At 65.4% G+C, this 18,956-nt stretch carries 16 protein-coding genes and 1 tRNA gene; 11 read left to right on the top strand and 6 right to left on the bottom strand.

Annotated features, from left to right (window positions below):
• The first annotated feature begins 1 nt into the window (after nt 1).
• A complete protein-coding gene (locus tag PHI64_RS10645; protein WP_299882421.1) occupies nt 2–1,165 on the top strand; it encodes a Do family serine endopeptidase in 1,164 nt (387 codons plus the stop codon).
• A 5-nt stretch (nt 1,166–1,170) separates the two neighbouring features.
• Here the strand turns inward: PHI64_RS10645 and PHI64_RS10640 are convergent, their stop codons facing one another.
• Nucleotides 1,171–2,115 carry a LysR family transcriptional regulator gene (locus PHI64_RS10640; RefSeq protein WP_299882419.1) on the bottom strand — a complete coding sequence of 315 codons (945 nt, stop codon included), beginning with the start codon at nt 2,113–2,115 and terminating at the stop codon, nt 1,171–1,173.
• A 79-nt stretch (nt 2,116–2,194) separates the two neighbouring features.
• Between PHI64_RS10640 and PHI64_RS10635 the strand changes: the two genes are divergently transcribed.
• Together PHI64_RS10635 and PHI64_RS10630 are read left to right on the top strand one after the other, a co-directional pair.
• Nucleotides 2,195–3,679: an MFS transporter gene (locus PHI64_RS10635; protein ID WP_299882417.1), complete on the top strand. Its 1,485-nt coding sequence runs from the start codon at nt 2,195–2,197 to the stop codon at nt 3,677–3,679.
• Nucleotides 3,680–3,709: 30 nt separating this feature from the next.
• Nucleotides 3,710–3,898, top strand: coding sequence for a hypothetical protein (locus PHI64_RS10630; RefSeq protein WP_299882415.1), 189 nt, complete (start codon nt 3,710–3,712; stop codon nt 3,896–3,898).
• Between the two features lie 68 nt (nt 3,899–3,966).
• Here PHI64_RS10630 and PHI64_RS10625 read toward each other — a convergent pair whose 3' ends face one another.
• The 3 genes from PHI64_RS10625 to PHI64_RS10615 are packed head-to-tail and all read right to left on the bottom strand — an operon-like array spanning nt 3,967 to nt 5,893.
• Nucleotides 3,967–4,992, bottom strand: coding sequence for a glyceraldehyde 3-phosphate dehydrogenase NAD-binding domain-containing protein (locus PHI64_RS10625; RefSeq protein WP_299882413.1), 1,026 nt, complete (start codon nt 4,990–4,992; stop codon nt 3,967–3,969).
• 47 nt (nt 4,993–5,039) lie between these two features.
• Entirely contained in the window at nt 5,040–5,453 is a 414-nt protein-coding gene (locus PHI64_RS10620) for a DUF6691 family protein (RefSeq protein ID WP_299882411.1), read from the bottom strand.
• A complete protein-coding gene (locus PHI64_RS10615) occupies nt 5,450–5,893 on the bottom strand; it encodes a YeeE/YedE family protein (protein ID WP_299882409.1) in 444 nt (147 codons plus the stop codon). The genes PHI64_RS10620 and PHI64_RS10615 overlap by 4 nt, the downstream gene beginning before the upstream one ends.
• Before the next feature lie 303 nt (nt 5,894–6,196).
• On the opposite strand from PHI64_RS10615, the gene PHI64_RS10610 reads away from it, so the two are divergent.
• Complete coding sequence (locus tag PHI64_RS10610) at nt 6,197–7,024, top strand: HD domain-containing phosphohydrolase (protein WP_299882407.1); 828 nt, start codon at nt 6,197–6,199, stop codon at nt 7,022–7,024.
• Between the two features lie 56 nt (nt 7,025–7,080).
• Nucleotides 7,081–8,100, top strand: a complete 1,020-nt coding sequence (locus tag PHI64_RS10605; RefSeq protein WP_299882404.1) for an LLM class flavin-dependent oxidoreductase — start codon at nt 7,081–7,083, stop codon at nt 8,098–8,100.
• A 99-nt stretch (nt 8,101–8,199) separates the two neighbouring features.
• On the opposite strand, the gene PHI64_RS10600 is transcribed toward PHI64_RS10605, so the two are convergent.
• Nucleotides 8,200–8,276 (bottom strand) — tRNA-Met (locus PHI64_RS10600).
• Between the two features lie 237 nt (nt 8,277–8,513).
• Between PHI64_RS10600 and PHI64_RS10595 the strand changes: the two genes are divergently transcribed.
• From PHI64_RS10595 to PHI64_RS10585, 3 genes are all read left to right on the top strand, one after another.
• Nucleotides 8,514–9,362, top strand: a complete 849-nt coding sequence (locus PHI64_RS10595; protein ID WP_299882402.1) for a 3-hydroxybutyryl-CoA dehydrogenase — start codon at nt 8,514–8,516, stop codon at nt 9,360–9,362.
• A 120-nt stretch (nt 9,363–9,482) separates the two neighbouring features.
• On the top strand, nt 9,483–10,457 hold the full coding sequence (locus PHI64_RS10590; RefSeq protein ID WP_299882400.1) for a TRAP transporter substrate-binding protein: 975 nt from the start codon (nt 9,483–9,485) through the stop codon (nt 10,455–10,457).
• Nucleotides 10,454–12,397 carry an ATP-binding protein gene (locus PHI64_RS10585; RefSeq protein ID WP_299882399.1) on the top strand — a complete coding sequence of 648 codons (1,944 nt, stop codon included), beginning with the start codon at nt 10,454–10,456 and terminating at the stop codon, nt 12,395–12,397. Before PHI64_RS10590 ends, PHI64_RS10585 begins: the two co-directional genes overlap by 4 nt.
• 5 nt (nt 12,398–12,402) lie before the next feature.
• On the opposite strand, the gene PHI64_RS10580 is transcribed toward PHI64_RS10585, so the two are convergent.
• Nucleotides 12,403–13,008 carry a TetR family transcriptional regulator gene (locus PHI64_RS10580; protein WP_299882397.1) on the bottom strand — a complete coding sequence of 202 codons (606 nt, stop codon included), beginning with the start codon at nt 13,006–13,008 and terminating at the stop codon, nt 12,403–12,405.
• Nucleotides 13,009–13,118: 110 nt separating this feature from the next.
• Here PHI64_RS10580 and PHI64_RS10575 point away from each other — a divergent pair, with 110 nt between their 5' ends.
• Genes PHI64_RS10575 through PHI64_RS10565 form a run of 3 tightly spaced genes read left to right on the top strand, consistent with a single transcriptional unit; the run spans nt 13,119 to nt 18,888 of the window.
• The gene (locus PHI64_RS10575) at nt 13,119–14,315 is read left to right on the top strand and encodes an efflux RND transporter periplasmic adaptor subunit (protein ID WP_299882395.1); all 1,197 of its coding nucleotides are present in this window, start codon (nt 13,119–13,121) and stop codon (nt 14,313–14,315) included.
• Nucleotides 14,316–14,329: 14 nt separating this feature from the next.
• Nucleotides 14,330–17,458, top strand: a complete 3,129-nt coding sequence (locus tag PHI64_RS10570) for an efflux RND transporter permease subunit (protein WP_299882393.1) — start codon at nt 14,330–14,332, stop codon at nt 17,456–17,458.
• Entirely contained in the window at nt 17,455–18,888 is a 1,434-nt protein-coding gene (locus PHI64_RS10565) for an efflux transporter outer membrane subunit (RefSeq protein WP_299882391.1), read from the top strand. Before PHI64_RS10570 ends, PHI64_RS10565 begins: the two co-directional genes overlap by 4 nt.
• Nucleotides 18,889–18,956: the final 68 nt, after the last annotated feature.

The raw sequence follows: 18,956 nt of genomic DNA, 5'->3' as shown, positions 1-18,956 counted from the left end.
GATGCATCGCCTGTGGATTATCTTTGCGCAAGCCGTCACGGTCTCGGTCGCCGTACTGTTTGTGGTCAGCACGCTCAAACCCGAGTGGACCGGAGAGCGCCCCGCCCTCCCCTCCGTCACCATTCAGGAAAGCAGCCTCCCGGCCAACGTCACAGGAGCGCTTCCAGCAGCATCCTATGCAGACGCAGCCCGTGCTGCCCTGCCGGCTGTGGTGCATATTTTCACCAGCAAGGAGGTCAAGACCCAGCGCAACCCCTTTGCCGACGACCCCCTGTTCCGGCACTTCTTCGGTGATCGCCTCGACAACCGCCCGCAGCAGCGCGCCTCCGGCCTTGGCTCAGGGGTGATCGTATCCCCCGAAGGCTATGTCTTGACCAATAACCACGTCATCGAAGCCGCCGACGAAATAGAGGTGGCGCTCAATGACGGCCGCAAGCTCCCGGCCCGCATCGTTGGCCGCGATCCGGAATCCGACCTGGCCGTGCTGCAGATCAAGTCTGATGGCAAGCTCAAGGCCATCACCTTCGGTCGTACCGAACAGCTCCACGTGGGCGACGTGGTACTCGCCATCGGCAACCCCTTCGGTGTCGGCCAGACCGTCACCATGGGCATAGTCTCCGCCCTCGGCCGCTCCCACCTGGGCATCAACACCTTCGAGGACTTCATCCAGACCGACGCGGCCATCAACCCAGGCAACTCCGGTGGCGCCCTCGTCGACACCGCCGGCACCCTGGTGGGCATCAACGCCGCAATCTACTCCCGCTCGGGCGGCTCCCTGGGCATCGGCTTCGCCATCCCGGTCTCCCTGGCCCGCAGCGTGATGGAGCAAATCATCCAGAACGGCTCGGTGACACGGGGCTGGATCGGTGTCGAGGTTCAGGCCATTACCGCCGAGCTGGCTGACTCTTTCGGCATGGTTTCCAGTGAAGGCACCCTGATTTCCGGTGTCATGCGTGGCAGCCCTGCCGAGCGCGCTGGCGTAAAGCCGGGTGATGTTCTGCTCGCCGTGGAAGGCCGCAAGGTGAACGACCCTCAAGCCATGCTGGAAGCCATCGCCGCCCTGGCCCCGGGGCGCAAGGCGGGCTTCGAACTTCGCCGCGGCAAGGAAAAGCTCGATCTCAAGGTGGAAATCGGCCGTCGCCCGGCTCTCTCCAGGGCGGACTGACCCCCTTAACCGCCTGCCGCCACCCACTCTGCAACACTGTCCGCCAGCAGACCGGCCACGAAGCCGGTCAGCGGATCACTACGCTCCCGGCGGTGGCGCACCAGACTGATCGGCAGGCTCAGGCCATCTACGTCCAGGGGCTCGAAACGCAGGTCCATATGGGCCAGGAACATCCGGGCCAGCATGTCGGGCAGGATCGCCACCAGCGGGCTGCGCTTCAACACAAAGGGAATCGACAGGGGCATGGCACTGCGGGCCACCACCTGGCGGCTCAACCCCTGGGCCTTGAAAATCCGGTCCACCAGGCCCGGCGGCTCCCCCACGTAGTTAGTGTGGATGTGCGGCAACCCCGCCAGATCCGCCAGCCTCGGACCGTGCGGCACCTGGATCAGGGCGGGGTTGAAAACACACGAAAAGCCCGATTCATGCAGAGCCAGCCCCTCATGCACCTCCCGCAGCTGAGGGAAATGCCCCACCACGAGGGTCACCGCCCCCGCGTCCAGCTGCTCCAGCTGACGTGATGCGGGGATGGGCAGCACCGACAGGATGAGGCCCGGCGCCCTCTCCCGCAGGCGTGCCACCAGGCCGGGCAGCAACAAGGCCTCCAGAGGGTCGGTAAGCGCGATGCGCACACGCCCTTCCGCTGCCGCCGGGTCGAAGTCCCGGGCGCCACGGGCCAGTTGCTGAATGTCGTCGAGCACCTGCCTGACTGCCCCCGCCAGCGCCAGGGCCCTGGGCGTCGGTCGCATCACCGCCCCCTCGCGAAACAGGATGTCGTCGCCGAAGGTCTCGCGCAGGCGCGCCAGCGCATGGCTCATGGCCGGCTGGCCCACGTAAAGACGGGCGGCGGCACGGCTGACACTGGCCTCACTGACCAACGCATCGAAGGCCACAAGAAGATTGAGATCCAGGCGACGAAAGGCGGCGTAGTCAATATCGATCATTTTCATATTATGAATCGACAAGATCGATTTGAGACATTCACCATCCCCACCTAGACTCAACTCAACCTTCCCCCGCTCCCTTCCCATGAACGCCGACCCTGCACTCGCCCTGCCCCGCGCCAATCATTCGTCACTCAGCGTCCGGGATCTGCTGTGGGTGGTCGCCGCCGTTACCGGTATCGAGTTCATCGAGACGGGCATGGTCACCTTTGCCGCCGCTCCCATCATGGGCGGGCTGGGCATCGACGCCCGCGGTTTTGCGATGGCCTGGACCGTCTACGGGGTGGGCGCCATCTTCATGCTCTACAAGCACCAGTGGATGGTGGAGCGCATCGGCTACCGAAACTTCATCCTCGCCTCCCTAGGAGTCTTCGCCCTGGGTGCGCTGCTCTGCGCCACGGCCGGCGGGCCGGGTCAGTTCACCGTCGGCCGAGCCCTGCAGGGAGCCGCGGGAGCCACCTTCTTCACCGCCGGCCGCATGCAGATCAACCGTCTGCCCGAGACGGCACGCTTCTCCGGGCTGCTCACCTTCATAGGCACCCTGCTGGGCGGTGCGGCCATCGCGCCGGCGCTGGCCGCAGGGCTGATGGCTGCCGGTGGGTGGCAGGCTGTCTTCTGGGTGATGCTGCCCCTGGCGGCCGGCCTTGCCGCCTTTCTGGCCCCCCGCCTGCCCCGGGACACGGTGGCTCCGGAGGCCCGCAGCCGCGAACACTGGGGCTGGCTGATCGGGCTGGTGGTGGCAGTGTTCGCGCTCCAGTACTCCATCCAGGCCCTGCAGTTCAGTCTGTTCTCGGCCCCGCGGCCGGTACTGGCCACCGCCGCCGTCGCCATCGCCGCCCTAACCCTTTTTGCGGCCCGTCAGTGGCGGCGGGAGCACCCGTTGATCGACTACCGTCGTCTCTTCCAGCAGCGCTATCTGCTGGGCATTCTGTTCTATTTCTGCGGCTATTTTCTGATCGGCCTGGGCGGCTTCCTGATGCCCATCCTGTTTCAGCACGGGCTCGGGCTGGACATGGGCAGCACTGCCTGGCTCCTGACCGGCGCCATGAGCTGCAGCGTGCTCGCAGCCCTGGCCCACGCCAGCCTGGCGCGTCACTGGCCGCGCCTGCGCCCCTTCATGCTCATCGGTCTGGCTCTGATCTGCGTCGGCAACCTGTGGCTGGGTCTGTCGGCGGGCACGGGAGACTGGCGGTCACTGATCCTGCCGGCCCTGCTCACCGGGCTGGCCCTTCCGCTCTACATGGGGCCGGTGGCCTTCGGCACCTTCGTGCGCATCGATCCGGCGGTGTTCTCCCACGCCTACCAAGTAAAGAACATCGTCCGCCAGCTGGGCCTGTCATCGGCCATCACCAGCGGCTCCGTGCTGCTGGAATGGCGCTACGCGGCCCACCGAGCCCCGGGCAGTGCCCCCGGTGAATGGACAACCCTTCTCCACGACAGCCTGGCCACGGCCTCCACCTCGCCCACCGCCGCCGCTCTGGCCCAGGCCTGTGCCGACGCTTTCACGGCCGGGGGTGCGCTGGCCGGCGCCATTTTCCTGGTGGTGGCCTTCCAGCGGGCCTTCCGCTAGGGAAGCAACGCGGGGGATATGCTGGGCGGCGTGGAATATCTGGGCATCGACGATACCCGCCTGCACATCCGGGGAGACGGGCAGAACCGCCTGTCGGAGGTCGATACCGTGGTGCTGTGCGCCAGGCAAGAGCCCCGGCGAGACCTGGCCGAGGGCCTGATCGCCGCAGGAGAACCCCCTGCACCTTGGTGGGTGGCGCCGAGGTGGCCGCCGAACTGAATGCCAAGTGAGCCATCTGGCAGGCCACTGAGCTCGCCAGGCAGTTCAGAGGCCGGTCCCCGGCCATATCACGCCATGCGCTGTCCCCAGAACGCCACCACATCGATCATCCGGTTGGCAAAGCCCCACTCGTTGTCGAACCACACCAGCAGGTTGAGCAGGCGATCGCCGCTCAGGCGGGTCTGGCCGCCATCGATGATGGCCGAGTGGGGGCTGTGGTTGAAATCGATGGAGGCATGGGGTCGGTCGGTATACATCATGCGCCCGGCTCCACCGCCCTCCGCCGCCCCCCGCAGCAGGGCCTTCACCTCCGCTGCGTCCGTGCCGCGACGCAGGGTAGCCACCAGATCGATGGCCGACACATTCACCACCGGCACCCGGATGGCCTTTGACTCGATCCGCCCGGCCAGCCCCGGCAACATGCGCTGCACCCCCCTGGCCAAGCCCGTGGACACCGGGATCATCGATTGCATGGCGGAGCGGGTGCGGTGCAGATCAGTATGGTGATAGCCGTCGATCAAGGGCTGGTCGTTCATCACCGAATGCAGGGTGGTGAGCATGGCGTGCTCCAGCCCGAAGGCCTCATCCAGCATGGATAGCACCGGCACGATCGCGTTGGTGGTACAGGACGCCGCCGACACGATGCGCTCCGTGCCGCGGAGGCGTTCGTGATTCATGCCGAACACGATGGTCTGATCCACGTCCTCCGCCGTCTGCCCCGGGTGCGACAGCAGCAGACGCCGGCAACCGGCCACCAGAAAGCGCTCCAGATCCTGGCGCTGGCTGTAGCGGCCGGAGGCCTCGACCAGCACATCCACGCCCAGCTCACCCCAGGCCACCCCCTCCGGCGTGTCGGCATGAAAGACCGGAATCGTCCACCCATCGATACACAGGCTGCCCGTCCCCACCTCCACTGTGCCCGGAAAGCAGCCATGGGTTGAGTCGAAGCGCGTCAGGTAGGCCATGCTCTCCAGGTCTGCCGGCTCATTGATGGCCACTATCTCGAAATGCTCACGTACCGGAGAGGCAAGCAGGGCCCTCAGGAAACACCGCCCGATCCGTCCGTAACCGTTGATTGCAATCCGCAACGCCATGCCCGTCATCCCGTCCTGTTTTCCGGCCACCACCTGGCCGCCGGCCCTTAAGTCTGCCGCAACTCCCGCGCTCCGAAACGGTTGCCTGCGATCATGCCAAGGCCCATCGCCATCACATAGGCAAGGGCCTCACCGCTGCCACCGCTGGCAGCCACCAGGGCCGGCCCCGGGCAGTAGCCCGACAGCCCCCAGCCAAGCCCGAAAAGCACGCTGCCGATGATCAGGCGCCCATCCACCGGGCCGTGGGGGGCCGACGGATGACGCCGTCTGGCCAACTGGAACACCGGCAGCGCCACGGCAATCGCACCGCCCATCACCAGCGCCAGCGAGGGATCCCAGCGCCCGCCCACGTCCAGGAAGGCCTGCACCTTGCCCGGTTCGACCATACCCGACAGCATCAACCCAATACCGAACAAGAGCCCGGCCACCAGTGGCACCAGCCACACCACCAAGCCACTCATGGCGCCGCTCCGGTCAAGAGTCGCAGCACGGTCACGGTGACCATGCCCGAGGCCATGAAACACAATACCGCCACCAGCGAGCGGGGCGACAGGCGCGACAGACCGCACACCCCGTGACCACTGGTGCAGCCGCGGGCAATGCGCGTGCCGTAGCCGGTGAGCAGGCCCGCGACAAACAACACCGGCAAGGACACCCCGAAACGCGCCGTCCCGGTACCCTCCACCAGCCCCGGCACCACCCAGGGCGCCGCCAGCAACCCGGCCAGAAAGGCCAGCCGCCAGCCCATCCCGTCACGAGCGCCGTTCAGAACCTCGCCAAAAATCCCGCTGATGCCGGCGATCCGGCGACTGCCGATGAACAGGATCGCCGCAGCAAGCCCGATCAGCCCCCCGCCGCCAAGGGACGCCGCTGGCGTGAAATGCGCCCAGTCGATGGTCATCGAGGAAAACCCTCCACAATCTGCAGGCCGGCCTCCTGGCCCGGCACTGCATCCGAAAGGGCGCGAGTGTACCCCGGACTCCCCCCCGAAACCCACCCGCTGGAGCGCGCAAATAGCGCTCCGGGGATTGGTTCAAGCAAACCAGGAGGAGCCGCAAGCCTGCACAATAGTTTGCAAATCACCTCAGCAATCGCAATGATTGTGGCGAATTTAACGTATTTAACGTTTAGACATGAACTACATTGCACGGGAGATCCCAGCCATCCCAGATGCCAAGCCCTAGAAAGGCCTGATCTGACAACCATGACGCCCCAAACCAAGACTCCTCTCGACCTCCCCCCCGTGCCCCCGTTCGAGCGCCTCACCAAACTGCTTGAAGAAGCAGAGCACGAGGCCTCCACAGCCCGCGCCCAACTTGAACAGGCCCATGGCCAGATGGCAGTGATCCAGCGGGAAAGAGACCGGGCCGTCAGCACCATCCGCAAGCTCAACCGAGAAGCCTTCTTCGATCTGGCCCGCCGCGCCGAGCAGCGGGACGGCGAGTCACCACTGCATACCGCCCGGATCGGCGCCTATTCCGGCCTGATCGCCACCGGCCTCGGCTGTACGCCCGCCTGGTGCGAACTGCTCGAAAGCGCGGCCCAGATGCACGACATTGGCAAGATCGGCATCCACGACAGCATCCTCAGCAAGACCGGCCCGCTCACCACCGAAGAGTGGCGACTAATGCGCGAACACCCGCGGATCGGTGCGGCCATCATCGGCCAGTCAGATGAGCCCCTGCTCCAGCTCGCCAGCGAGATCGCCATGACCCACCATGAGCATTACAACGGTGCCGGCTACCCCCTCGGCCTGTGCGGTCGGGACATCCCCCTAGCGGGGCGGATCGTCGCCGTCGCTGACTTCTTCGACGCTCTGACCCACGACCGCAGCTATCGCAAAGCCCTGCCCGTGGATACAGTGTTCTCCATGATCCGCGAACGACGCGGCGAGCAGTTCGACTCCCAGGTCGTCGACGCCTTCTTGAGCATCGCCGAACAGATCAAGCAGACACGCCAGCGCATGGTCGAGCAGGAACGCGTCTACCACGCCACAGAGGGCTGGGACGGCGACTGGTGGATGCTGGCCTGAAAGCCCCCCAGCCGCAACGCTTCCCTGCCGCAGTGTTCTGGCGGACACTGGCGGGCATGAACGCCACCTCCACGCCGCCCGTCCCCCTCTCCTTTCTCGACCTGGTTGCCGTCCGTGAAGGGAGCACCGTGGCCGACGCTCTGGCCATCTCCCTGCACACGGCACGCCATGCCGAAGCACTCGGCTTCACCCGCTACTGGCTGGCCGAACACCACAACATGGCCGGGATCGCCAGTTCGGCCACCGCTGTGCTGGTGGGCCACATCGCTGGCGGCACCCGGACCATCCGGGTCGGCTCGGGCGGCGTCATGCTGCCCAATCACGCCCCACTAGTGGTTGCCGAAGCCTTCGGCACCCTCGCCGAGCTCTACCCCGGGCGGATCGACCTGGGCCTCGGACGCGCCCCCGGCACCGACGGGCTGACCATGCGCGCCCTGCGCCGGGACCGCATCGAACGGGAGGAAGACTTTCCCCGCGACGTAGCCGAACTGCAACACCTGCTGGCCCCGGCCGAACCCGGCCAACAGCTCATCGCCATGCCCGGCGCCGGCACCCAGGTACCCATCTGGCTCCTCGGCTCCAGCCTCTTCTCGGCCCGTCTGGCCGCAGCCCGAGGTTTGCCCTACGCCTTCGCCTCCCACTTTGCGCCGCGACTTCTGTTGCAGGCCATCGAACTCTATCGTCGCGAGTTCCGCCCGTCGGCCCAACTCGCCGCCCCGTACGTGATCATTGGCGTCCCGCTGATCGCCGCACCCAGCGACGAAGAAGCCGAATTTCTCGCCAGCAGTACCTTCCGGCGCGTTCTCGGCATCCTGCGAGGCGACCGGCGACGTCTGCAGCCTCCGGAAGAGAACTTCATGGCCGGGCTGCACCCGGAGGAACGCGCCGCCATTGGCGACTTTCTCGGGGCTGCCGTCATTGGCGGCCCCAACACGATACGCCACGGCCTGGCCCACCTGCTGGCCGCCACCAACGCAGACGAGCTGATGCTCGTCTGCGACATCTTCGATCCAGGCCTGCGCCTGCGCGCCCTGGACCTGGCCGTGGCAGCCCGTGACGCCCTGACAACGAAGTGACGGGCAGCGAAGCTCCATCCCCTGACGGGGGCTGAAACAGTGCGAAAATCCAAAGCAAAAGGCCCGATCACCTGAGTGATCGGGCCTTTTGCATGAATCTGGTTGCGGGGGCAGGATTTGAACCTGCGACCTTCGGGTTATGAGCCCGACGAGCTGCCAGACTGCTCCACCCCGCGTCTGAGAGGAGAGATATTAGACCATCACCTTAACTGCGTCAAATTTATTTTGCGGCGCATCATCCAAGCTTGCGACATTCGCATCAAATCAGGGCGAAAAGGGCCGTGCTTGCGTGTTCTTAAGCCATCGCCCCGGCCACTCGGGTATCCTCGTGCGGCGCGGAATGGCAGTAGAACTTGTACGCACCGCGCAAGAAAACAGCATCTCAAAAAATCAATGCAACAAGGAGCTACAGCATGGCAATTCAGAATATCGGCGTTATCGGTGCGGGCACCATGGGCAATGGCATCGCCCAGGTCTGCGCCCTCTCAGGTGTCAATGTAGTGATGGTGGACATCACCGCCGAGGCGGTCGATCGCGGTATCAAAACCGTTTCCGGCAGCCTTGACCGCATGGTCAAGAAAGAAAAAATCTCAGAGGCCGACAAAGCCGCCGCCCTGGCCCGCATCAAGGGCACCACCGCCTACGCCGACCTGGCCGGCACCGACCTGGTGATCGAGGCGGCAACCGAGAACGAAGGCCTCAAGCTGCGCATCCTCAAGGAAATCGACAGCATCGTTCCGGCCACCACCGTGATCGCCACCAACACCTCGTCAATCTCCATCACCAAGCTCGCGGCAGCAGTATCCACCCCGTCGCGCTTCATCGGCATGCACTTCTTCAACCCGGTGCCGCTGATGGCCCTGGTTGAACTGATCCGCGGCCTGCAGACCTCCGACGAGACCGTAGCCGCTGTCCAGGCCTTCGCCAGCGCCATCGGCAAGACCCCGATCGCCGTAAAGAACAGCCCGGGCTTCGTGGTCAATCGCTTGCTCTGTCCGATGATCAACGAGGCAATCTTCGCCCTGCAGGAAGGCTTGGCCTCCGCGGCAGACATCGATGAGGGCATGAAGCTCGGCTGCAACCACCCCATCGGCCCTCTGGCCCTGGCCGATCTCATCGGTCTGGACACCATGCTGGCTGTGATGGAAGTGTTCTATAACGGCTTCAATGATCCCAAGTACCGTCCGGCTCCCCTGCTGCGGGAGATGGTGGATGCAGGTTACCTGGGCCGCAAGACCGGCCAGGGCTTCTACACCTACTGATCTGCTCGAAACAGCCTGTCCGGCGCCGTTCGGGCGGGCTGCAGGGAGGCGTGGCCGCCCGTGGTGCTTTACACCCATGATTGTGTTCAGGTTTGCCTGCACGAATGACGATAAGCACTCATGAAGGCCATTTTCCTACCTCTCTTTGCGGCGCTCGTCCTTGCCCTTCCGGCTCGGGCCCATGCCGACACGGTACTCACCCTTGGGCACGCGCAAAGCGCTGACCACCCGCGCGCCCGTGCTTCGCGTCACTTTGCCGAAGCGGTCAGGACGCGCAGCGGCGGACATCTCACCGTAGAAGTGCTCGGCGGCGCCAGCTTCGGTGACGACGTGGCCATGCTTACCGCCCTGAAGGATGGCAGCCTCGACATCTCCGCCAACAGCCAGGGGCCTATCTCGGCCTATGTACCCGAGATCAACGCCTTCGGCCTACCCTTCCTCTTCGACCGGCCCGAGCGAGCCCTCCGGCTGCTGGATGGCCCTCTGGGTGATCAGTTAGCCCAACGCATGGCCGACGCCGGCTTCATCCTGCTCGGTTTCTGGGACAACGGCATCCGGCATTTCTCCAATTCAGTACGCCCCTTGCTCAAACCCGCCGACTTCACAGGGCTGAAGATCCGCACCCCGGCCGACCCCGTCACCACTGACATTGTCCGCGCCCTGGGCGCCCGGCCCGTCGAGATCCGCTTCGCCGCGCTCTACCAAACCCTGCAGAGGCGTGCCGCCGACGGCCAGGAGAACCCCCTAACCAACTTCCGCTCCGCAAAGCTGCAGGAGGTTCAACCCTACCTATCCCTGACGGCCCACAAGTACGAGATCACGCCCTTTGTGATGAGTCTCCGCACATGGAACACGCTCTCCGTTGCGGACCGGAACATCATCCGTGCCGCTGCCGACGAGGCCACCGCCCAGCAGCGGGCCATGGCCCGGCGGGGCGAGGAGGAGGCACAGCAGGCGCTCGTGGCCAGCGGCATACAGATCAGTCGAGTCAATCGCACCCCCTTCGTCGAAGCCACCTCTTCCGTGTATAAAAAGTGGTACGCCAGCCCCGTCGGTGCCTATGTCAGGCGGGTGGTGGAGGCCGCGGCAGAATGAGAGTTCGGCACGCACTCATCATCGGTTTCGGCACTACCCTGCTGGCCGTGCTGGGTGTGGTGCTGATGGCATTTTTCGTCCTGTCGCAACTCTCCAGCAGCTGGACGGAGATGTCGACGGTGATCGCTGGCCGGCATCAGGTGATGCTGCGTAGCGCCCTGCGCCTGGGGTTGGCCACCGAGCACTTCAACAATTTCGTGCGCGAAGGGGGTGACGAAGCGGAGCGCTTCCAGGCCGAGATCGAACGCCTGGAGGGCTATCTGACCAGCTACCGCGCTCTGGGGCAGCTCGACGAAAGCGAAAGAGCCGTGCTCGACAGCGTCGACCGCTACATGAAGCTTTACCAGGCAGACATGGCACGAGTCATCGCCCTGCGTGCCGGCAAAGCGGACACAGCCAGCATCGAAGCTGCGCTGCAAGAAGAACACGGCAAACTACTGGCCCTGAGCCTGCGCAAGCTCACCGACATCAACACCCGCCGCACTGACGCCGCCGCCGCAGAGCTGACCCGGCAACTCGACATGAGCCGCATCGGCCTGCTGATTGCCGCTGCTCTAGCCGGCTCAGGCGTGATCATCGCGGGCGTGCTGGCCTCGCGCAGCATCGTTGGTCACAACAGAGCCCGGGATGCGGCATTCACCGCCCTCCAGTTCGAGATCGAAGAGCGCTGCAAAGCGGAAGCCGAGCTGGAGGGCTACCGGGACCACCTCGAACAACTGGTCGAGGCCCGCACAGTGGAATTGCTGGCGGCCAACAAAGCCGCAGCCGCAGCCAGCCGGGCGAAATCCGAGTTTCTCGCCAACATGAGCCATGAGATACGGACCCCACTCAACGCCATCGTCGGCCTCACCCACCTGCTGCGTCGGCGGAGCAACGATCAGGAACTGCTCGACAAGCTCGGCAGGATCGGCGACGCCGCCCGCCATCTGCTGTCGGTGATCAGCAACATCCTCGACTTTTCCAAGATCGAAGCGGACAAGCTGGTCCTGGAAGCCCAGCCGGTAGATCTGCGCGTGCTCGGCGCCAGCATCATCTCCCTGCTCGGCGAGCAGGCCCGGGACAAGGGCATCGACCTACAAATCGACACCCCGCCCTTGCCGCTGCTGTCCGGCGACCGCACCCGCCTCACCCAGGCCTTTCTCAACCTCGCCGGCAATGCCATCAAGTTCACCGAACAGGGCAGCGTCCGCCTGTCGATCACCCAGGAAGACGAGAACGCCAAAGGGCTGCGCTTACGCTTCGAGGTACGCGACACAGGGGCCGGAATCCCGGCGGACACCATGGCCGAGCTGTTCGAGCCTTTTCGGCAGGCAGACAGCTCCACCACCCGGATCCATGGCGGAACCGGCCTGGGTCTCGCCATCACCCGGCGCCTGGCTCGCCTCATGGGCGGCGATGCCGGCGGCGAGAGCACCCCCGGCCAGGGCAGCCGCTTCTGGTTCACCGCCCGCCTGCCACGCCTCGCCGAAACCGACATCAGCCCCGCCGCCACTGCCGCCACCACCGACGACGAGACAGCCGAGGCCACCCTGCGCCAGCACCATGCCCATGCCCGACTGCTGCTGGTGGAGGACGACATGGTCAACCAGGAGGTCGCCCGGGATCTGATTGCGGAAATCGGGCTGGAGCTGGATGTGCTGGACAACGGCCAGCAAGCCGTCGAGCGGCTGCAGGGAGACAATCCGGGCTACGCCCTGGTGTTGATGGACATGCAGATGCCGGTGATGGATGGCCTTGAGGCCACCCGGCGCATCCGCGAGACCCACTCGGCCAATAGCCTGCCCATCATCGCCATGACGGCCAACGCCTTCGGCGAAGACCAGGCTCGCTGCCTCGCAGCGGGCATGAACGACTTCGTCAGCAAGCCGGTGGACCCAGAGCGCCTCTACGCCACCCTGCTCAAGTGGCTGGAGCAGGCCGGAGGCACCGGCCCGGCCTGACCCGCTCAAGCCCGGCGCAAGGCTATGTGGGTGCGAATCAGGGCGACCGCATCGGTACGGAAACGCTCATCCGGCCTACCCGCCAGCCAGTGCTTGATCAGCCCCCCAACAAACAGGAAAGTGTCGTGGGCAAGGTCCTCGGGAGTCGGACCAGGGCGTAGAACGCCCTTCCGAGCCGCCCGCCGGTAGGCATCGGTGAGCTGCGTCAGAAAGGTCAGCTGCCCATCCGTGCAGTACATCATCGGCGTCAGCTCCCGCACGTACTCGCACTTGAAACTGATGATCTCGAAAGTTTCGCGGGTAGCCACCTGGTCTTCCAGGATATGAATGATCTCCTGCAGTGCCGTACCTATCCCCTGCAGCGGATCTTCATCTGCTTCGTCGAAGACCACCCGATCGATGAAGGGCAGGATGGCCTGCTCGCGCATGGCGAAAAACAGCTCGGTCTTGTTGCGGAAGTGCCAATACACCGCCCCCCGAGTCACCCCTGCAGCGGCAGCAACCTTTTCCAGGGTTGTGTGGCTCACACCGCACTCTAGAAACACACGCCGTGCAGCATCGATGATCTGGCGGCGGGTAAGATCGGCTTCCTCCTTGGTTTTACGAACCATTTGACATGCCTGCAATCACATCCAGGTTGTGGCAAAAGCCTTTACATACATTCTTGAATGTATAAACTATGCCCCAATACCAACCAAAAATCCAGCCCCTGGAGGCCTCCGTGACTGTCCGCTCAACGCCCCTTCCCCGCGCCCTGCGTTCCTCACTGCCCGTCATTGCCCTGTCTGCGCTTGTCCTGTCGGCCTGTTCCGGCAAGGATCAGCCACCCGCCGGCCCGCCGGGCGGCGCCATGCCGGCCCTGCCCGTCACCGTCCTCGAGATGAAGCCGACCAAAGTGGAAAGCAATGTCGAGGCCGTTGCCCAGACCGAGGGCGCCCGTGAAGTGGAAGTCCGTGCCCGCGTCGGCGGCATCGTCATGAAGCGCCTGTTCGAGGAAGGCAGCCCGGTCAAGGCCGGCCAGCCCCTGTTCCAGCTCGACAAGGCACCCTTCGAAGTGGCCGTCGCCCAGGCCCGGGCCAACCTGGCCCAGGCCAAGGCCCGCGCCGAACAGGCCGACCGGGAAGCCGCCCGCCTGAAGGGTCTGCTCGCCGAGCAGGCCATCAGCCAGCGCGAGTATGACACGGCCGGTTCCGACAAGGCCGCCGCCCTGGCTGCCGTGCAGTCGGCCGACGCCGCCCTGCGCCAGGCCGAGCTCAACCTGGGCTGGTCCACCGTGACCGCCCCGGTAGCCGGCACCAGCGGCCGCGCCGTCATCTCCGAGGGCAACCTGGTGGCCACCAACAGCCTGGTGACCAGCGTCGTCCAGCTCAACCCCATGTGGGTACGCTTCTCGGTGTCCGAGGCCGAACTCGATGCCGCCACCCCCAGCGGTCGCTTCAAACCCCAGGTGGTGCGTGGCGTCGAACTGATCCTGCCCGACGGCAGCACCTACCCGGTACGCGGCAAGCTGAACTTTGCAGCAAGCCAGGTCAGCCCGACCCTCGGCACCCTGCAACTGCGCGGCGAGTTCCCCAACCCCGACGGCGCCCTGCTCCCCGGCCAGTTCGTGCGGGCACGGCTCCTCACCGGTGACCGTGACGGCGTCTTCCTCGTCCCCCAGAACGCCGTGATACAAAGCGACAAGGGCGCGGTGGTGATGCTCGCCAACGCCGACAACAAGGTCGAACCGCGGCCCGTCAAGACCGGCCAATGGAGCGGCAAGGACTGGGTAATCCTCGGCGGCCTCAAGGCCGGCGACAAGGTCATCATCGACAACCTGATCAAGACCCGTCCGGGTGCGCCGGTGGCGCCCCACGCGCCGGGTGAAGGCCCCGGTGCCAAGCCGGCTGCCGCCCCGGCTGCGCCGGCCAAGGGTTGAGGGGGTCGCCATCCATGTCACGCTTCTTCATCAGCCGGCCGATCTTTGCCTCGGTCATCTCCATCGTCATCGTGATCGCAGGCCTCATGGCCTCCCTCACCCTGCCGGTGGCTCAGTACCCCGAGATCACGCCGCCCACGGTGATCATCTCCGCCACCTTCCCCGGCGCCAACGCCGAGACCCTCTCCAAAACCGTCGCTGCACCCATCGAGGAGCAGCTGTCGGGCGTTGAAGGCCTGCTTTACTACAACTCCCAGAGCACCTCCAACGGTACGGTCAGCATCACCGCCACCTTCGAGGTGGGCACCAACCCCGACACGGCCCTGATCGCCGTGAACAACCGGGTCAAGGTGGCCGAACCGCGCCTGCCCGATGACGTGCGGCGGACCGGCGTGCTGGTCCAGAAGCGCTCCAACAACATCCTGATGTTTGCGGCCCTGCGCTCGCCCGACAACACCTACGACGCCCTCTACCTGTCCAACTACGTCTCCATCAACATCGTCGAGGAAATCCGCCGCATCCCCGGCGTGGGCGATGCCCAGCAGTTTGACCCTGTCTACGCCATGCGCGTGTGGCTGAAACCCGATGTGATGGCCAAGATGGGCATCACCACCTCCGACGTGGCCGCCGCCATCCGGGTTCAGAACACCCAGAATGCCGCCGGCAAGATCGGCGCCGAGCCGGTGATCAATGGCCAGCAGCTCACCTATACCGTCACGGCCAAAGGCCGCCTGCTGACCCCGGACGACTTCGGCAACATCGTGCTGCGCGCCGAGGGCCCCAACGGTGTGGTACGCCTGAAGGACGTGGCACGCCTGGAGCTGGGGGCCGACGGCTACGATCGCAGCGCCCGCGTGAACGGCGCCCCGGTGTCGGGCATGGGCATCTATCTGCAGTCTGGCGCCAATGCTCTGGAAACCGCCAAGAACGTGCGGGCCCGCCTGGATGAGATGTCCAAGCAGTTCCCCAAGGGCATCGAGTACTTCGTCCCCTACGACACCACCCGCTTCATCCAGGAATCGGCCAAGGAGGTAACCCACACCCTGATCGAAGCAGCGATCCTGGTGATCGCCGTGGTCTATCTGTTCCTGCAGAACTGGCGCGCCACCCTGATCCCGGTCGTGGCGGTGCCCGTGTCCCTGATCGGCACCTTCGCCGGCATGTGGCTGTTCGGTTTCTCCATCAACACCCTGACCCTGTTCGCCATGGTGCTGGCCATCGGCATCGTGGTGGATGACGCCATCGTCGTGCTCGAGAACGTCGAGCGTCTGATGAGCGAGCAGAAGATGTCTCCCAAGGACGCCGCCATCGAAGCCATGCGCGAGGTGTCGGGTGCGGTGATCGCCATCGTGCTGGTGCTGTGCGCGGTGTTCGTCCCGGTAGCCTTCCTGGGCGGCATTGCCGGGGTGCTGTACAAGCAGTTCGCGGTAACAGTGGCCGTGGCCGTGGTGATCTCGGGCATCGTTGCCCTGACCCTCACCCCGGCCCTGTGTGCCCTGCTGCTCAAGCCCACCCATGAAGAAAAGCCCCTTTTCCGGCCCTTCAACCGCCTCTTCGAGCGCTTCACCCGCAGCTACACCAACACCGTTGGCCTGACCCTGCGCCATGGCATCATCGGCACCCTGGTGTTCCTGCTCACCATCGCCGCTGCCGTAGGCCTGCTGCGCGTCGTGCCGGGCAGCTTCGTACCGGCCGAGGACCAGGGCTACCTGTTCGGCTTCGTCACCCTGCCGGACGGCGCATCCACCCAGCGCACCGGTGTAGCGGCCGAGCAGATGCGCGAGCGCGTCATGTCCGACGACATCGAGAACATCTTCTTCATCAATGGCGTCGACTTCATCACCGGCAACAACCGCCCCAGCGTCGCCACCACTTTCATCATCTTCAAGCCCTGGGACCAGCGGACGGTAACCACACCCGAAATGGCGGGCAAGTTCATGGGTATCGGCATGAGCCTGCCGGACGGCATGGGGCTGGTCTTCAATCCGCCCCCCATCCAGGGCCTCGGCACCGCCGGCGGCTTCGAGGTATATGTGCAGAACCGTGCCGACGGTGACCCGCGCACCCTGGCCACCGTCAATGCCCAGTTCGTCGAAGCCCTCAAGCAGCGCCCCGAGCTGACAGGCATCAACACCTTCTTCCGGGTCACCGCACCTCAGCTGTACGTGGAAGTGGATGAACCCAAGGCCCTGTCCATGGGCATCCCCCTGGAGAGCATCTACGCCACCCTGCAGGCCAGCACCGGCACCCTTTACGTGAACGACTTCAACCGTAGCGGCAAGACCTACAAGGTCCAGCTGTCGGCTGACTCCGCCTACCGCATGAAGCCGGAAGACCTGCTGAAGCCTTACGTGCGTACTGCCGCCGGCACCATGGTTCCCCTGTCGGCCGTGGCCTCCGTGAAGACCATCACCGGCGCCGAGATGGTGGAGCGTTTCAACGGCTTCGTGGCTGCCAAGGTAATGGGCAACGCAGCTCCGGGCTACAGCTCCGGCGATGCCATCAAGGCCGTCGAGGAAGTCGCCCGCGCCAGCCTGCCCGAGGGCTACCGCACCGAATGGGTCGGCCAAGCCTTCCAGGAAAAGCGCACCGGCAGCGCCTCCATCATCGCCTTCGTGTTCGGCATCATCATGGTTTTCCTGATCCTGGCGGCCCAGTACGAAAAGTGGTCCCTGCCCCTGGCAGTGATCATGGCAGTGCCCTTCGCCATGCTCGGTGCACTGGTGGCCGTGCTGATGCGCAACATGCCCAACGACATCTACTTCCAGATCGGCCTGGTGGTGCTCATCGGCCTGGCGGCAAAAAATGCCATCCTGATCGTCGAGTTCGCGGCCCAAAAGCAGGCTGAGGGCATGAGCGTGGTAGACGCGGCCATCGAGGCAGCCCGCCTGCGCTTCCGGCCCATCGTGATGACCTCCCTGGCCTTCATCCTTGGCGTGCTGCCCCTGGCCATCTCGTCCGGGGCCGGCGCAGCGGCACGACGCTCGATGGGTACCGGCGTGGTGGGGGGCATGATCGCCGCCACCTTCATCGCGACCATCTTCATTCCGCTGTTCTTCAAGTGGCTAAGCCGCGGCAAGGCGCGTCATCCGGCGGGTCACCTGCCCCACAACCACACCAGCACCAAGGAGGTGAAGCCGTGATCCGCCCCCGTCTGACCCTGCTCGCCCTCGCCATTCCACTGGCCCTGGCCGGCTGTGCCATCGGCCCTGACTACCAGCGCCCCGACGCCCGACTGACCCTGCCCGACAGCTACGCCAATGAGGCCGTCGCAAGCACACCAGCCAGCACCCCAGCGCTGGCCGGCCGCTGGTGGGCCCTGTTCGGTGATGCTCAGCTCGACACCCTGGTGGATCAGGCGCTGGCCAGCAGCCCCGATGCCCTGAGTGCCGCCGCCCGCATCGAAGAGGCCGACGCCGTGCTGCGCCAGGTAAATGCCGCCCTGCTGCCCCAGGTCGATGCCAACGCCGGCGTATCTCGCAGCCGGACCATCCTGCCCAACACCAACCCGCCCAGCGGGCTGGTGCGCAACACCAACAAGATCGGCCTGTCCACGTCCTTCGAGCTGGATGTGTGGGGCAAGCTGAGGCGCGCCTCCGAGGGCGCCCGAGCCCAGGCCCTGGGCACTCGCTACGCCAGCGAAACCGTGTCTCTGAGTCTCGCAGCCAGCGTCACCCAGGCCTACCTCAACCTGCGCAGCATCGACGCCCAGCTACTCGCCAACCGCGATTCGGTGAGCAGCCAGGCAAAGAGCACCCAGCTGACCCGCATCCGCTTCGATCGGGGCTACGTCTCGCAACTGGACGTACAGCAGGCCGAAGGCGCCCTGGCCACCTACACCGCAGCCCAGGTTCAACTGGAAAAGAGCCGTGCGCTCGCCGAAAGCCTGCTCGGCCTGCTGGTCGGCCAACCTGGCCTGAAGGTGGCCCCGGGGGATCTGCGCAGCCTGCCAGTGCCGCCGGTGCCGCCCGCCGGCCTGCCCTCAAGCCTGCTCGAAACCCGCCCCGACGTGCGCAAGGCCGAAACCGACCTGATCGCCGCCAATGCCAGGATCGGCGTGGCCAAGGCCGCCCTGTTCCCAAGCATCACCCTGACCGGCACCTTCGGCCGGGAAAGCCGCGACCTGTCCGACCTGTTCAGCCCGGCCTCAGCGGTGTGGTCCATCGGAGCAGGCCTGACCCAGCCGATCTTCGAAGGTGGCCGTCTGCGTGCCCAGGTGGAACAGGTCAGCGCCCAGCAGAAGCAGAGCCTGGAGGCCTACCGCAAGTCGGTGCAAACCGCCTTCCGGGAGGTGAACGATGCCCTGATCACGGTGCGCCAGAACGGCGAAAGCGAAGTAGCCCTAGACCAGGCCATGCAGGCCGCCAAACGCAGCCTGCATCTCGCCCAGACCCGCTACGACAGTGGCTATTCGCCCTACCTGGAAGTGCTGACCGCCCAGCGCACCAGCAACGACGCCACCGTGGCCTGGGTGCAGAACCGCCAAGCCCGGCTGTCCTCGTCGGTGGATCTCTTCAAGGCCCTGGGCGGCGGCTGGAAAGACAGCAACGCCCCTCAGGCCGCAGCCCGCTGAAGGCTACCGAGGTGGACGGGAGGGCCCGTGGGGTCGAGTCTATTGACCTCGGCACGTCAAATCATCGA

This window comes from Zoogloea sp. (assembly GCF_028689785.1).
Taxonomy (GTDB): domain Bacteria; phylum Pseudomonadota; class Gammaproteobacteria; order Burkholderiales; family Rhodocyclaceae; genus Zoogloea.
This window is presented reverse-complemented; position numbering and strand designations above follow the sequence as displayed.